At 67.3% G+C, this 12,934-nt stretch carries 14 protein-coding genes and 1 other RNA gene; 10 read left to right on the plus strand and 5 right to left on the minus strand.

Annotated elements, in window-relative coordinates; genetic code table 11:
- The first annotated feature begins 72 nt into the window (after nt 1-72).
- From ligA to ffs, 4 genes are all read left to right on the plus strand, one after another.
- The gene (gene ligA / locus ACQ5BL_RS03715) at nt 73-2,466 is read left to right on the plus strand and encodes an NAD-dependent DNA ligase LigA (protein ID WP_430292783.1); all 2,394 of its coding nucleotides are present in this window, start codon (nt 73-75) and stop codon (nt 2,464-2,466) included.
- 37 nt (nt 2,467-2,503) lie between these two features.
- Nucleotides 2,504-2,782, plus strand: coding sequence for an HU family DNA-binding protein (locus ACQ5BL_RS03720; RefSeq protein ID WP_207886492.1), 279 nt, complete (start codon nt 2,504-2,506; stop codon nt 2,780-2,782).
- Between the two features lie 70 nt (nt 2,783-2,852).
- Nucleotides 2,853-3,230 (plus strand): hypothetical protein, encoded by a 378-nt coding sequence (locus ACQ5BL_RS03725; RefSeq protein ID WP_243804978.1) that lies wholly within the window; start codon nt 2,853-2,855, stop codon nt 3,228-3,230.
- 107 nt (nt 3,231-3,337) lie between these two features.
- Nucleotides 3,338-3,434: signal recognition particle sRNA small type (gene ffs / locus ACQ5BL_RS03730), an RNA gene on the plus strand.
- Nucleotides 3,435-3,544: 110 nt separating this feature from the next.
- Here the strand turns inward: ffs and ACQ5BL_RS03735 are convergent.
- On the minus strand, nt 3,545-4,267 hold the full coding sequence (locus ACQ5BL_RS03735) for a substrate-binding periplasmic protein (protein WP_243804977.1): 723 nt from the start codon (nt 4,265-4,267) through the stop codon (nt 3,545-3,547).
- Nucleotides 4,268-4,420: 153 nt separating this feature from the next.
- Between ACQ5BL_RS03735 and dnaX the strand changes: the two genes are divergently transcribed.
- The 3 genes from dnaX (at nt 4,421) to recR (ending at nt 7,745) form a co-directional block, all read left to right on the plus strand.
- Nucleotides 4,421-6,559, plus strand: a complete 2,139-nt coding sequence (gene dnaX / locus ACQ5BL_RS03740; RefSeq protein ID WP_430292784.1) for a DNA polymerase III subunit gamma/tau — start codon at nt 4,421-4,423, stop codon at nt 6,557-6,559.
- Between the two features lie 39 nt (nt 6,560-6,598).
- Complete coding sequence (locus tag ACQ5BL_RS03745; protein ID WP_017516839.1) at nt 6,599-6,925, plus strand: YbaB/EbfC family nucleoid-associated protein; 327 nt, start codon at nt 6,599-6,601, stop codon at nt 6,923-6,925.
- A gap of 220 nt (nt 6,926-7,145) precedes the next feature.
- Nucleotides 7,146-7,745 carry a recombination mediator RecR gene (gene recR, locus ACQ5BL_RS03750; RefSeq protein ID WP_015477774.1) on the plus strand — a complete coding sequence of 200 codons (600 nt, stop codon included), beginning with the start codon at nt 7,146-7,148 and terminating at the stop codon, nt 7,743-7,745.
- Here recR and ACQ5BL_RS03755 read toward each other — a convergent pair.
- Together ACQ5BL_RS03755 and ACQ5BL_RS03760 are read right to left on the minus strand one after the other, a co-directional pair.
- Entirely contained in the window at nt 7,742-8,221 is a 480-nt protein-coding gene (locus ACQ5BL_RS03755) for a GNAT family N-acetyltransferase (protein ID WP_243804975.1), read from the minus strand. The two genes, recR and ACQ5BL_RS03755, sit on opposite strands and share 4 nt — an antisense overlap.
- Complete coding sequence (locus ACQ5BL_RS03760) at nt 8,209-8,652, minus strand: rhodanese-like domain-containing protein (RefSeq protein ID WP_243804974.1); 444 nt, start codon at nt 8,650-8,652, stop codon at nt 8,209-8,211. The genes ACQ5BL_RS03755 and ACQ5BL_RS03760 overlap by 13 nt, the downstream gene beginning before the upstream one ends.
- Before the next feature lie 93 nt (nt 8,653-8,745).
- Between ACQ5BL_RS03760 and ftrA the strand changes: the two genes are divergently transcribed.
- Nucleotides 8,746-9,714: a transcriptional regulator FtrA gene (gene ftrA, locus ACQ5BL_RS03765; protein ID WP_243804973.1), complete on the plus strand. Its 969-nt coding sequence runs from the start codon at nt 8,746-8,748 to the stop codon at nt 9,712-9,714.
- Between the two features lie 76 nt (nt 9,715-9,790).
- Nucleotides 9,791-10,939 (plus strand): acyl-CoA dehydrogenase family protein, encoded by a 1,149-nt coding sequence (locus tag ACQ5BL_RS03770; protein WP_243804972.1) that lies wholly within the window; start codon nt 9,791-9,793, stop codon nt 10,937-10,939.
- Between the two features lie 38 nt (nt 10,940-10,977).
- Here ACQ5BL_RS03770 and ACQ5BL_RS03775 read toward each other — a convergent pair whose 3' ends face one another.
- Both ACQ5BL_RS03775 and ACQ5BL_RS03780 read right to left on the minus strand, forming a co-directional pair.
- Nucleotides 10,978-11,946: an AraC family transcriptional regulator gene (locus ACQ5BL_RS03775; protein WP_243804971.1), complete on the minus strand. Its 969-nt coding sequence runs from the start codon at nt 11,944-11,946 to the stop codon at nt 10,978-10,980.
- Nucleotides 11,946-12,479, minus strand: coding sequence for an OsmC family protein (locus tag ACQ5BL_RS03780; protein ID WP_243804970.1), 534 nt, complete (start codon nt 12,477-12,479; stop codon nt 11,946-11,948). Before ACQ5BL_RS03780 ends, ACQ5BL_RS03775 begins: the two co-directional genes overlap by 1 nt.
- Before the next feature lie 181 nt (nt 12,480-12,660).
- On the opposite strand from ACQ5BL_RS03780, the gene ACQ5BL_RS03785 reads away from it, so the two are divergent.
- Entirely contained in the window at nt 12,661-12,933 is a 273-nt protein-coding gene (locus tag ACQ5BL_RS03785; protein ID WP_243804969.1) for a DUF4242 domain-containing protein, read from the plus strand.
- The last annotated feature ends 1 nt before the right edge of the window (nt 12,934 follow it).

Genomic DNA, 12,934 nt, shown 5'->3' on the forward strand with positions numbered 1-12,934 from the left:
CACAGAAGCCCCAAGCGACCCTTGGGGCTTCGTATTTCTACCTCAAGCAGAAAAGCCGCCCGAGATTCCCGCATGACCGACTCCCAGACCGCTGCCGAACGCATCGCCCAGCTGCGCAGCGAGCTCGACGACCACAGCTACCGCTACTACGTGCTCGACGAGCCGAGCGTGCCGGATGCCGAGTACGACCGCCTGTTCCGCGAGCTGAAGGCGCTGGAGACCGAACATCCCGAGCTGATCACGCCCGAGTCGCCCACCCAGCGCGTCGGCGGCGCGGCGGCCTCGGCCTTCGGCGAGGTGCGCCATGAAGTGCCGATGCTGAGCCTGGGCAACGCCTTCGAAGAGCAGGACCTGAACGACTTCGACCGCCGCGTGCGCGAGGGCTTGGCGGACCAGTTGCCGTCCGCCGACCTGTTCGGCGGCGGCGCCGAGGTAGAATACAGCTGCGAGCCGAAGCTCGACGGCCTGGCTGTCAGCCTGCTGTACGAGAACGGCCTGCTCACCCGTGGCGCCACCCGTGGCGATGGCACCACTGGCGAAGACATCAGCGTCAACGTCCGTACCATCCGCAACGTGCCGCTGCGCCTGAAAGGCGAGGGCTGGCCGGCGGTGCTGGAAGTGCGTGGCGAAGTGTTCATGTCCAAGGCCGGTTTCGAGGCGCTCAACCAGCGCCAGATGGAGGCCGGCGGCAAGACCTTCGCCAACCCACGCAACGCCGCCGCAGGCAGCCTGCGCCAACTGGATTCGAAGATCACCGCCAGCCGTCCGCTGGAGTTCTGCTGCTACGGTTTCGGTCGCGTCGAGGGCGGCACGCTGCCCGGCACCCAGGTCGGCATCCTCGAGGCTCTCAAGGGCTGGGGTATCCCGATCAGTCGCGAGCTGAAGCTGGCCAAGGGCGTCGAGGGCTGCCGCGCCTATTACGAAGACATCGGCGCCCGCCGCGACAGCCTCGCCTACGAGATCGATGGCGTGGTGTTCAAGGTCAACCGTATCGACTTCCAGCGCGAACTGGGCTTCCGCGCCCGCGAACCGCGTTGGGCCATTGCCCACAAGTTCCCGGCGCGTGAAGAGCTGACCGAACTGCTCGATGTGGAATTCCAGGTCGGCCGCACTGGCGCCGTGACTCCCGTCGCGCGCCTGAAGCCGGTGCAGGTGGCCGGCGTGACCGTTTCCAACGCCACCCTGCACAACATGGACGAGGTAGCGCGCCTGGGGCTGATGATCGGCGATACGGTGATCATCCGCCGCGCCGGCGACGTGATCCCGCAGGTCATGCAGGTGGTCACCGAGCGGCGTCCGGCGGATGCGCGCCCGGTGGAGATTCCCACCCAGTGCCCGGTGTGCGGCTCGCAGGTCGAGCGCACCCAGCTGGTCAAGCGCAGCAAGGGCAAGGAGTCGGTCAGCGAAGGTGCCATCTACCGTTGCGTCGGTCGGCTGTTCTGCCAGGCGCAGCTCAAGCAGGCGATCATCCACTTCGTCTCGCGCCGCGCCATGGACATCGACGGCCTCGGCGACAAGATCGTCGAGCAACTGGTGGACAAGGGGCTGGTGAAGTCGCCCGCCGACCTCTACACCCTGACCTACGAGCAGGTCATCGAGCTGGAAGGTTTCGCCGAGGTTTCCACGCGCAACCTGCTGGGCTCCATTGCCGAGAGTCGCACGCCGAGCCTGGCGCGCTTCGTCTTCGCCCTGGGCATCCCCGACGTGGGCGAGGAGACCGCCAAGCTGCTGGCGCGCTCCCTGGGTTCGCTGGCGCGCATCCAGAAGGCGCTGCCGGAGGTGCTGACCTACCTGCCCGACGTGGGCGGCGAAGTGGCCTTCGAGATCCACAACTTCTTCGACGATGAGCACAATCGCAGCGTCATCGCCGAGCTGCTCGATCCGCAGCACGGCGTCCAGTTGCAGGAGGAGGGCGAGGTTTCCGCCGAGTTCGCTGCCTGCGCGACCCTGGCCGGGTTCATCGACAAGCTGAACATTCCCTTCATTGCCGCGACTGGCGCCGAGAAGCTGGCTGACAGGACGGGCAGTCTCGACGCGCTGATTTCCCTCAGCCAGGACTGGCTGGACCTCAGCACCCTCAAGGGCGTGAACGAGAAGGCCAGGCAGTCCATGCGCGAATATTTCGCCGACGCCGCCCGCGTCGAGCGCGCCAAGGCCGTCGAAGCGCAACTGCTGGAATTCGGCATGCACTGGCGCAGCGAGCGCAAGGTGGTCGAAGGCCTGCCGCTGGCCGGCCAGACCTGGGTGCTGACCGGCACCCTGGAGGCCATGAGCCGCGACGTCGCCAAGGAAAAACTCGAAAGCCTGGGCGCCAAGGTGGCCGGCTCGGTCTCGGCCAAGACCCATTGCGTCGTGGCCGGACCGGGGGCGGGTTCAAAGTTGGCCAAGGCCCAGGAACTTGGCGTCGCCGTGATGGACGAAGAGCAGCTGGTCAAGCTGCTGGTCGAACACGGCATCGGCGCCTGACACACCCTTAACGATCCATGTACCCAGGAGCTATTTCATGCCCATGACCAAGGACCAACTGGTTCGCGACATCGCCGAATCCCTCGACCTGACCCAGGCCGCTGTGCGCGGCGTGTTCGAGCAGCTGGCGCAGATCGCCCAGGATTCCCTGGAGAACGACGGTGAACTGACCCTGCCGGGTATCGGCAAGCTCAAGGTCAGCGAGCGCGCCGCCCGCACCGGCCGCAACCCGCAGACCGGCAAGACCATCCAGATCGCCGCGAAGAAGTCGGTTCGCCTGGTGCCGGCCAAGGCCCTGGTCGACAGCCTGAACTGATCGGCAGGCCCGCTCCGCCCCCTGCGTTGTGATACAGAGCGGGGTGGGCCGTCCGTTTACGGAGAGCGAGATGGACAAGGCAAGAAAGCAGCGCCTGCTTGGCGTGGCGGCGCTGGTGTTGCTGTTCGGGGCCTACGTGGCCTGGACTGAGCGTCCGCAGATCGTCCTGCATTACGAAGGGCAGGGCGGGCCGTCGATGAGCTACAGCTTCAAGGAAAATGGCGAGGAAACGCTCGCTGGCGAGATCAAGCCTGGCGAGGCGCGGGTATTCCCGCTGCGGCTGTGGCGCTCGGGCGAATACCGCGTGGCCTTCCAGTTTCACCAGGGCGCGGAGCGCTACTCCACCTTCAGCACCCGTCCGGGCTACAGCAAGATGGACCTGTTCATCGGGCCGAACCTGGAAGTCTCCACCCAGCCTCGGCCCGAAGGGCTGATCCAGGCGCAATAGTCCGGCGGCCGAAGATCGCACCTAAGTGCTTGAAGTGCTTGTAACTTGCGAACAAGCCGCTACAATGGCGCGGCTCGCCGAACTGGCGAGATTTGCAATGGTGGCCCTGTCGGTCCCCCCGCAATGATTACCCGTTAACCTGGTCAGGTCCGGAAGGAAGCAGCCACAGCGGGAACATCGTGTGCCGGGGTGTGGCTGGCGGGGCCGCCTCCATTTCAGGGGCAGGAAAGTCGCTCCGCCATTCCGGCGTCGAGCTCCGGCCCCTTCCTTCAGGCTGCATCCCGCCAGTATCCAGCGCCTCAGCCGCCGTCACTTCAACGATAGTGGCTGAGGATTCGCTCGATCTCCCCAGAAGCCTTCAGCGCCGCCAGGGCCGAGAGAACCTCGTCGGCGGGGGCGTCCGGGCTGTCCAGCACCAGGCAGGACAGCGGGGTTTCCTCGATGATGCTGGCAATCGTCAGGCGCTGGTTCTGGGGGAGCGCCCGGTTGAACCAGTCCAGGGCGATTTCGCTGCTGATGGCGTACTGATAGCGGCCAATCTGCAGCTTTTTCAGCACCAGTTCCTGGTTGCGCGCTTCGTCGCGGGTTGCCCGGCCGCTGTCCAGTACCGGCTGCAGGCGCGGGTAGTGATAGCCGAGCACGGTGCCGATAGCCTGGCCGGAAAGACTCTGCAGGTCGCCCTTGAGGCCGTCGCGGCTGACCAGCAGGTCGCGCTGCGTCATCAGCGGCACGCTCCAGCGGTAATCGTGGAATTCGTGTTCGGTCCAGGCTGGCGCGACATAGCAACGCACGTCTATCTGGTGACTGAGCAGGGCCTGTTCCACGCGAGCGCGCGGCAGGAGATGGAAGACCGGCTCGCGATGCGCCTGGCGGGCGGTTTCGGTGAACAGTTCGTAGAGAATACCGCCGGTCAGCCTGCCGTCTTCGATTCGGGCCAGGGGCATTGCCCAGCTGTCGACCACCGAGAAGCGCAGGGGGCGATCCTCGGCGAGGGTGACGGCAGAGCTGAACAGCAGGACGATGGCGAGCAGGCGCATCAAGGCTCCGATGGCGGCGTAGTGGCGACACAATGCCTGTACGGATCGGGCCTTGCCAAGATGTACCAACGGCCAGAGCCGACATCGGGTGCAATTTACGGTCCGCTTCGCTAGGATTAGCCCACTTCTGCTCACCTGTCGCGATGGATATCAATGAGTTATCAGGTTCTTGCCCGCAAATGGCGTCCGCGTTCGTTTCGCGAAATGGTCGGCCAGACCCATGTGCTCAAGGCCCTGATCAACGCGCTGGACAACCAGCGCCTGCACCACGCCTACCTGTTCACCGGTACCCGCGGTGTGGGCAAGACCACCATCGCGCGCATCCTGGCCAAGTGCCTGAACTGCGAGACGGGCGTCAGCTCGACGCCGTGCGGGCAGTGCTCGGTGTGTCGCGAGATCGATGAAGGCCGTTTCGTCGACCTGATCGAAGTCGACGCCGCCAGCCGCACCAAGGTCGAGGACACCCGCGAGCTGCTCGACAACGTGCAGTACTCGCCGACCCGCGGTCGCTACAAGGTCTACCTGATCGACGAAGTGCACATGCTCTCCAGCCACAGCTTCAACGCCCTGTTGAAGACCCTGGAAGAGCCGCCGCCCCACGTGAAGTTCCTGCTGGCCACCACCGACCCGCAGAAGCTGCCGGTCACCATCCTCTCGCGCTGCCTGCAGTTCTCCCTGAAGAACATGCCGCCGGAGCGGGTGGTGGAGCACCTGACCCACGTCCTGGGCGCCGAGAACGTGCCCTTCGAGGAAGACGCCCTGTGGCTACTCGGCCGTGCCGCCGATGGCTCCATGCGTGATGCCATGAGCCTCACCGACCAGGCCATTGCCTTCGGTGAGGGCAAGGTACTGGCCGCCGACGTGCGCGCCATGCTTGGTACCCTGGATCATGGCCAGGTCTACGGCGTGCTCCATGCGCTGTTGGAAGGCGACGCCCGTGCGCTGCTCGAAGCCGTGCGCCACCTGGCCGAGCAGGGCCCCGACTGGGGCGGCGTGCTGGCTGAAATGCTCAATGTGCTGCACCGCGTGGCCATCGCCCAGGCGCTCCCCGAGGCGGTGGACAACGGCCAGGGCGACCGCGACCGCGTGCTGGCGCTGGCCCAGGCATTGCCCGCCGAGGACGTGCAGTTCTACTACCAGATGGGCCTGATCGGCCGCCGCGATCTTCCGCTGGCGCCCGATCCCCGTGGTGGCTTCGAGATGGTGCTGCTGCGCATGCTGGCCTTCCGCCCGGCCGATGCCGAGGGCTCACCGAGGTCGCCACTAAAGGACCTGGGGATCAGCAAGGCCACGGCTGATTCCAACCCGAACCCAGTGGCCGGCGCCTCCGTTGCGGCGCCGGTTGCATCCATTGCTCCGCCGCCCGCTGCCGCGCCAGTCGCTCCGGTCGCTCCGGTCGCCGAGGTTGCGCCGGTTGTCACCGCGCCCCAGCCTCAGGCGGCTCCGGCTCCGGCTCCGGCTCCGGTCGTGGAGGCAGCGCCTGTTACTGCTCCCGCGCCGGTGGTCGAAGCGGCCCCGGCTCCGGTCGAGCCGCAGCCGGAAGTTGTCGCCACGGCAGAGCCTGCCGCTCCGGCCGTCGAAGTGCAGCCGCCGGTTGCCGAAGTGCCGGTCGACCTGCCGTGGGACGAACCTGTTGCGCCGGTCGCCGTCGCCCCCTCGCCAGTCGAGCCTGCTGCACCTGCGCCTGCCCCCGTAGTGGCAGCGCCTGCTCCGGTACAAGCCGCAGCAGCGGCTGCGGTCGTGCCCGAAGCCCCGGCCGAGGACGACGACCGGGACGAAGAACCGCCGCCCGCCGAGGACTACTACGAAGTCGACATGGAGTCCTACGGCTACCTGGAGAACGAAGCGCAGCAGGAAGCCGCCGAGCCGGAACCCGAGCCCGCCGCCATGCCCGCGACCGGGCTGGCCGCCGAGTGGCTGGAGCTGTTCCCGCGCCTGGGCCTGGCCGGCCTGACCGCCAGCATCGGCGCCAACTGCACCCTGGTGGAGGTGGACGGCGACCGCTGGCACCTGCACCTGGACCCGGGGCAGAGCGCGCTGTTCAACCCCAACCAGCAGCGGCGCCTGAACGATGCGCTGAACCAGTTCCATGGCCGCACCCTGACCCTGCAGGTGACCGTGCAGAAGCCAGAGCAGGAAACCCCGGCCCAGGCCGCCGCACGCAAGCGTGCCGAGCGCCAGCGCCAGGCCGAGGCGTCCATCGCCGCCGACCCCTATGTGCTGCAGATGAAACAACAGTTCGCCGCGGTCGTCCGCGACGGTACTATCGAACCCCTGGAAGCAAAGGCGTGACAGCCTGCGCCTACGACTGAACGAATCGAGGAACTCGACATGATGAAAGGTGGCATGGCCGGCCTGATGAAGCAGGCCCAGCAGATGCAGGAAAAGATGCAGAAGATGCAGGAAGAGCTGGCCAACGCCGAAGTGACCGGTCAATCCGGCGCCGGCCTGGTGAGCGTGGTGATGACCGGTCGCCACGACGTCAAGCGCGTCTCCCTGGATGACAGCCTGATGCAGGAAGACAAGGAAATCCTCGAAGACCTGATCGCCGCCGCGGTGAACGACGCCGTGCGCAAGATCGAGCAGAACAACCAGGAGAAGATGTCCGGCATGACCGCCGGCATGCAACTGCCCCCGGGCTTCAAGATGCCCTTCTGAGTTCGCTCGTGCCGCCCATGCCCGGCGCATGGCGGCGTTGCCGTCGGGTTCGGAATCCTCATGTGCTACAGCACACTCCGGTTCCTCACCCGACGGCGCCTTGCCCTGCTTGGGCCTGAGCGGCCCGTTGCCCGATTTCTTCTCTCCCTGTTTTTGGGTTCGCGAGCCCGCTCGCTCCTACAGTCGTTCCAACCCTCGAAAAATATCCTGAGACCGTCCCATGAGCTTCAGCCCGCTGATCCGCCAACTGATCGACGCCCTGCGCACCCTGCCCGGAGTGGGGCAGAAGAGTGCCCAGCGCATGGCGCTGCAGCTGCTGGAGCGTGACCGCAGCGGCGGTCTGCGCCTGGCCCAGGCGCTGACCCAGGCGATGGAAGGCGTTGGCCACTGCAAGCAGTGCCGCACACTGTCCGAGGACGAGTTCTGCCCGCAGTGTTCCGACCCGCGTCGCGACGACAGCCTGCTGTGCGTGGTGGAAGGCCCGCTGGACGTGTTCGCCGTCGAGCAGACCGGCTATCGCGGCCGTTATTTCGTGCTCAAGGGGCACCTGTCGCCGCTGGACGGGCTCGGCCCGGAGGCCATCGGCATTCCCGAGCTGGAAGCGCGGATCAAGGCCGGCAACTTCAGCGAGATCATCCTCGCCACCAACCCCACGGTGGAAGGTGAGGCGACCGCCCACTACATCGCCCAGCTGCTCGGTGGCGGCGACCTGGTGCTGTCGCGCATCGCCCACGGCGTACCGCTGGGCGGCGAGCTGGAGCTGGTGGACGGCGGCACCCTGGCCCACGCCCTGGCGGGGCGCCGGCCCATCAGCGGCTAACGGCCGGCAAGGCGCAGCAGCGCCCGGTCATCCATCCCATAGGCAATCCACTTGCTCTCACGCCGGCCGCCCAGGCGCGAGTAGAAGCGTTCTGCCGCGTCATTGCCGGCCAGCACGTCCCACAGCAGGCGACCCGCGCCTTGTTCCAGCGCCCAGTGCGCTACGCGCCGCAGCAGCTGTTCGCCTACGCCGTTGCTGCGCTGTCCCTGGACGACATACAGCTCCTTGAGTCGAACGCTCGGACGCAGATCGAAGGTGAACGGAAGGACCTGGACGACGGCGTAACCACAGAGTGAATCGGTCTCGGCGACGAACACCCGGCATTGCGCCGCCGTGCCGAAGGCGCGTGTGAGCAGGGCGTCGGCGTCCACCGCGAAGTCATCGAGATAGTCTTCGAACTCCGCCAGTGCGCGCATCAGCTCCAGCACGGCCGGGACATCGTCCGGCCGTGCCTCGCGAATGGTCAGCAGGCGCACGAGATGCCTTCAGCCTGGCTGCACTGCTCATTGCCCTCGGTACCGACCAGCGTCAGTCCTTCGTCGAGCCAGCCGGTCACCCCGCCGATCATCTCCTTCACCGGCAGGCCCAGCGCGGCGAGTTTCGCCGCGGCGCGGTGCACGCCGTTGCAATGCGGCCCGGCGCAGTAGACGACGAACAGGGTGCCCGGCGGGAACTGCGCCATGCGCCGTGCATCGATCTCGCGGCTCGGCAGGTTCAGCGCTCCGGGTACGTGTCCACGGGCAAAGGCGGCTGCGTTGCGCACGTCGAGCAGGACGAAATCCTGCTCGCCGTTCTGCAGGGCGTGGTTGACGTCCGAGCAATCGGTCTCGAAGGCCAGCCGATGGCTGAAGTGGGCGAGGGCGTCGGCGGGCAGGGCGGCGGGAAACTGGCTGACGAGGCTGGGCATGGCAGGGCTCCTGTGGAAGTTGGGAGCACTGTATGTGGCCATCCGAGTCGGCTACAGTGGCGGCCTGGACAGTGATCGGAAGTTTTCCGCCAAATGCCGCGCAATCCCCTGGAAGTCGCCGTGCTCGCCTATGACGGCCTGTGCACCTTCGAATTCGGCATTGCCGTGGAGATCTTCGGCTTGCCACGCCCCGAGTTCGATTTCCCCTGGTACCGCCATCGCGTCATCGCCGTCGATCAGGGGCCGATGCGCGCCATGGGTGGCATTCAGGTTCTGGCCGATGGCGGGCTGGAGGCGCTCGACAAGGCCGGCACCATCATCGTGCCCGGCTGGCGCGACCGCGCCGAGGCGCCGTCCGCCGAACTGGTGCGGGCGCTGTGCAAGGCTCGCGACGAAGGCGCGCGGCTGCTGTCGATCTGCTCCGGTGTCTTCGTCCTGGCCGCCACCGGGTTGCTCGACGGCCGGCGGGCGACCACCCACTGGCGCTACGCCGAGGAATTGGCGACGCGCTTCCCCGCCATCGAAGTCGATGCCCAGGTGCTCTACGTGGACGCCGGGCAACTGATCACCTCCGCCGGCAGCGCGGCGGGCATCGATGCCTGCCTGCACCTGGTGGCGCGGGACTTCGGTACGCAGGTTGCCAATACCGTGGCGCGGCGCCTGGTGATGTCGCCGCAGCGTGGTGGCGGCCAGGCGCAATTCATTCCCGCACCGGTCGCGCAGGCGCCCCGGCATGACCTGGCGGGGCTGCTGGACTGGGCCCGGCAACGATTGGACCGGTCGATCTCCGTCGGTGAGCTGGCGAGCCGCGTGGCCATGAGCGAGCGCACCTTCCTGCGCCGTTTCAGCGAGGCGACCGGCATGACGCCCAAGGCCTGGCTGCAGCACGAGCGCATGCTGCGCGCCCGCGAACTGCTGGAGAGCAGCGGCGACAGTGTCGAGCGGATCGCCGAACAGTGCGGCTTCGGCACCGTGGAAAGCTTCCGCAATGCCTTCCGTAATGCGGCGGGTGTGGCGCCCTCGGCGTATCGGGAACGGTTCGGGGCGGCGCATCTGTCCTAGCCGATGGCGGGTGTCTCGCCTTGAAAACCAAGCAAGCGCTCGGTAAGTTTTCAGGCAAATCGTCTGGAGCCTTGCCATGTCCGTGTTCGCCGAATACTTCGATGACAGCCACCGCCTGGTCCGCGACAGCGTGCGGCGCTTCGTCGAGCGTGAAATCCTGCCCCACGTCGCCGACTGGGAAGAAGCCGAGGAGTTTCCCCGCGAGCTGTACCGCAAGGCCGGCGAGGCCGGCATCCTCGGTATCGGCTATCCGGAAGCGCTGGGCGGCAGCCACGAGGGCGACCTGTTCGCCAAGGTGGCGGCCAGCGAAGAGCTGATGCGCTCGGGCTCCGGCGGCCTGGTCGCCGGGCTGGGCTCGCTGGACATCGGCCTGCCGCCGCTGATCAAGTGGGGCCGCCCGGAGCTGCGCGAGCGTATCGCGCCGCAGGTACTGGCCGGCGAGAAGATCATGGCGCTGGCGGTCACCGAGCCGTCCGGCGGTTCCGACGTGGCCAGCCTGAAGACCCGCGCCGTGCGCGATGGCGACCATTACCGCGTGAGCGGCAGCAAGACCTTCATCACCAGCGGCGTGCGTGCCGACTACTACACCGTGGCGGTGCGCACCGGCGGCGATGGTTTCGGCGGCGTCAGCCTGCTGCTGGTGGAGAAGGGCACGCCGGGCTTCACCGTCAGCCGCAAGCTGAAGAAGATGGGCTGGTGGGCGTCCGACACCGCCGAGCTGTTCTTCGACGACTGCAGGGTGCCGGTGGAGAACCTGATCGGCGCGGAGAACATGGGCTTTGCCTGCATCATGGCGAACTTCCAGAGCGAGCGCCTGGCCCTGGCGATCATGGCCAACATGACCGCGCAGCTGGCGCTGGAGGAGGCGCTGGCCTGGTGCCGCGAGCGCGAGGCGTTCGGCAAGCCCGTCGGCAAGTTCCAGGTGCTCAAGCACCGCCTGGCGGAGATGGCCACGCAGGTCGAGGTCTCCCGCGAGTTCACCTATCGCCAGGCGGCGAAGATGGCCGCCGGCAAGAGCGTGATCAAGGAAATCTCCATGGCCAAGAACTTCGCCACGGATGTCGCCGACCGGGTGACCTACGATGCGGTGCAGTTGCTGGGCGGCATGGGCTACATGCGCGAGAGCCTGGTGGAGCGGCTGTATCGCGATAACCGCATCCTCTCCATCGGCGGCGGCACACGTGAGATCATGAACGAGATCATCGCCAAGCAGATGGGGTTGTAGGAGCGGGCCATGCCCGCGATCGCGCGCATGGCGCGCTCCTACACGCGGGCGCCGGCGCTCTGGTTGCGCCGCCATGCCGCCGGCGGGCAGCCATATTCACGGCGAAAGGCGCGGCTGAAGGCCGTATCCGTCTGGTAGCCGACGTCCTCGGCGATGCGCGCCAGCGGAGCATTGCTGCCGCGCAGCAGGTTGGCCGCCAGAAGCATCCGCCACTGGGTCAGGTACTGCATCGGTGGGCAGCCGACCAGGCACTGGAAGCGCTCGGCCAGCACCGAGCGTGAGGTACCGGCGCAGCGGGCCAGCTCTTCCAGGCTCCAGGCGTGGGCAGGTGACTTGTGCAGCTCGCCGAGGGCGCAGCCGACGATGCGGTCGTGCAGTCCGGCCAGCCAGCCGGTGCGCTCTTCACCCTGCTGCGCCATGTACAGGCGCAGCACTTCGATGAACAGCACCTCCGCCAGCTTGGCCAGCACGCCGGCCCCGCCGGGGCGGGGCGAACGCGCTTCGGCCAGGGCGTACTGAACCGAGGACTCCAGCCAGGCGCCTGCGTCTGACCCGCGCACGTTGACCTTCACCAGGGCCGGCAGGCCCGCCAGCAGCAGCCGCGCCAGGCGGGCGTCACAGGCGAGGTAGCCGCACACCAGGCGGGTCGTCGCGCCGCCGCCGCCGTAGGCCAGTTGCCGGGGACGCCGTGCGAGCACCGCTTCCAACTGCGCGCCTGTGGCGGGTGGCACGCCGGGCTGCGAGGTCATGCGGTGCGCATGCCCCTGGGGGAACAGTACCGCATCGCCCGCCACCAGTTTCACCGGTTCGGCCTTGCCCATCTCGACGAAGCATTCGCCCTCGGTGATCAGGTGGAAGATCACCAACTGCTCGGCGCCGGGCTCCAGCAGCTCGATCACCGAATCGGCGCGCGGTGACTGGTAGCACCAGGGCGCGGTGAAGCGGGCATTGATGAAGATGGCGCCGATCAGGCGTACCACCCGCAGGGTTTCCGACAGCGCGTCCATCAATCAGCTCCGCTGTCGATGTCCAGGCGTACTACCACCGCTTCCGTCATCGCGCCCAGCACGGGAGACACGCCCATGGCCTGTTCGACGAGATCGCGCACGGCCCGGTCCTCGACGTTGGGCACGCGGATGCGCAGTCGCAAGTGGATTGCCAGTGGCCCGGGCGGCACTCGTTGGCCGTCTTCAAGGCAGAGGCCGAGCAGGCCATGCAGGTCGGTTTCGCTGGTGACGTCCGCCTCCAGCCGCTCGGGTTGCATCCCGCGTTCGGCGGCGAGCATGGCGATGCGTGTGACGGCGCAGGACGCCAGGGCTGCCCGCAGCAGCCAGCCGGGGCTGACCTGCGCGCCATTGCCGCCCAGTTCCCGGGGCAGGTCGGTGTACACCATGTTGCCGTCCGGATGCAGCACGCAGGTCCTGCCCCCGCCTTCCCAGAGGGCGGTGGCAGGGACGTCCCTGATCCGGGCGACAGCCGGGCGCTGGCGCACCAGGCGTTCGAGACGCTGCTGGGCGTCAAGGAGGGTGTCCGAGCTCATGGGGTGCTCCTCGGGGCCGGGGCTTCTCCGAAGTCTGGGCGTGAAAGCGAAGCCGTGACGGGCCGCCGGACGATCGGGCAGGGAAGGCCGACGCTGGAGCAGGACGGCAACCGGCACGGCGCGCAGTATGAAGGTGCGGGAGGTTGCGGTCCCCGACGTTTCCCACCCACCGGAGAATGTCATGCCCAAGTTCGTTATCGAGCGCGAAATCCCTGGCGCCGGCACCCTGTCCGAGCGCGATTTCAAAGCCATCGCGCAGAAGTCCTGCAAAGTCCTGAACCAGCTCGGCCCGCAGATCCAGTGGCTGCACAGCTACGTGGTCGACGACCGCATCTACTGCGTGTACATCGCGCCCGACGAGGCCACCGTGCGTGAGCATGCGAGCCTGGGCGGATTCCCGGCCAACCGGATATCGCAGGTCGTCAACATCATCGACCCGACCACCGCCGAATGAG

The organism is Pseudomonas sp. B1-22 (genome assembly GCF_050474425.1).
Taxonomy (GTDB): Bacteria; Pseudomonadota; Gammaproteobacteria; order Pseudomonadales; family Pseudomonadaceae; genus Pseudomonas.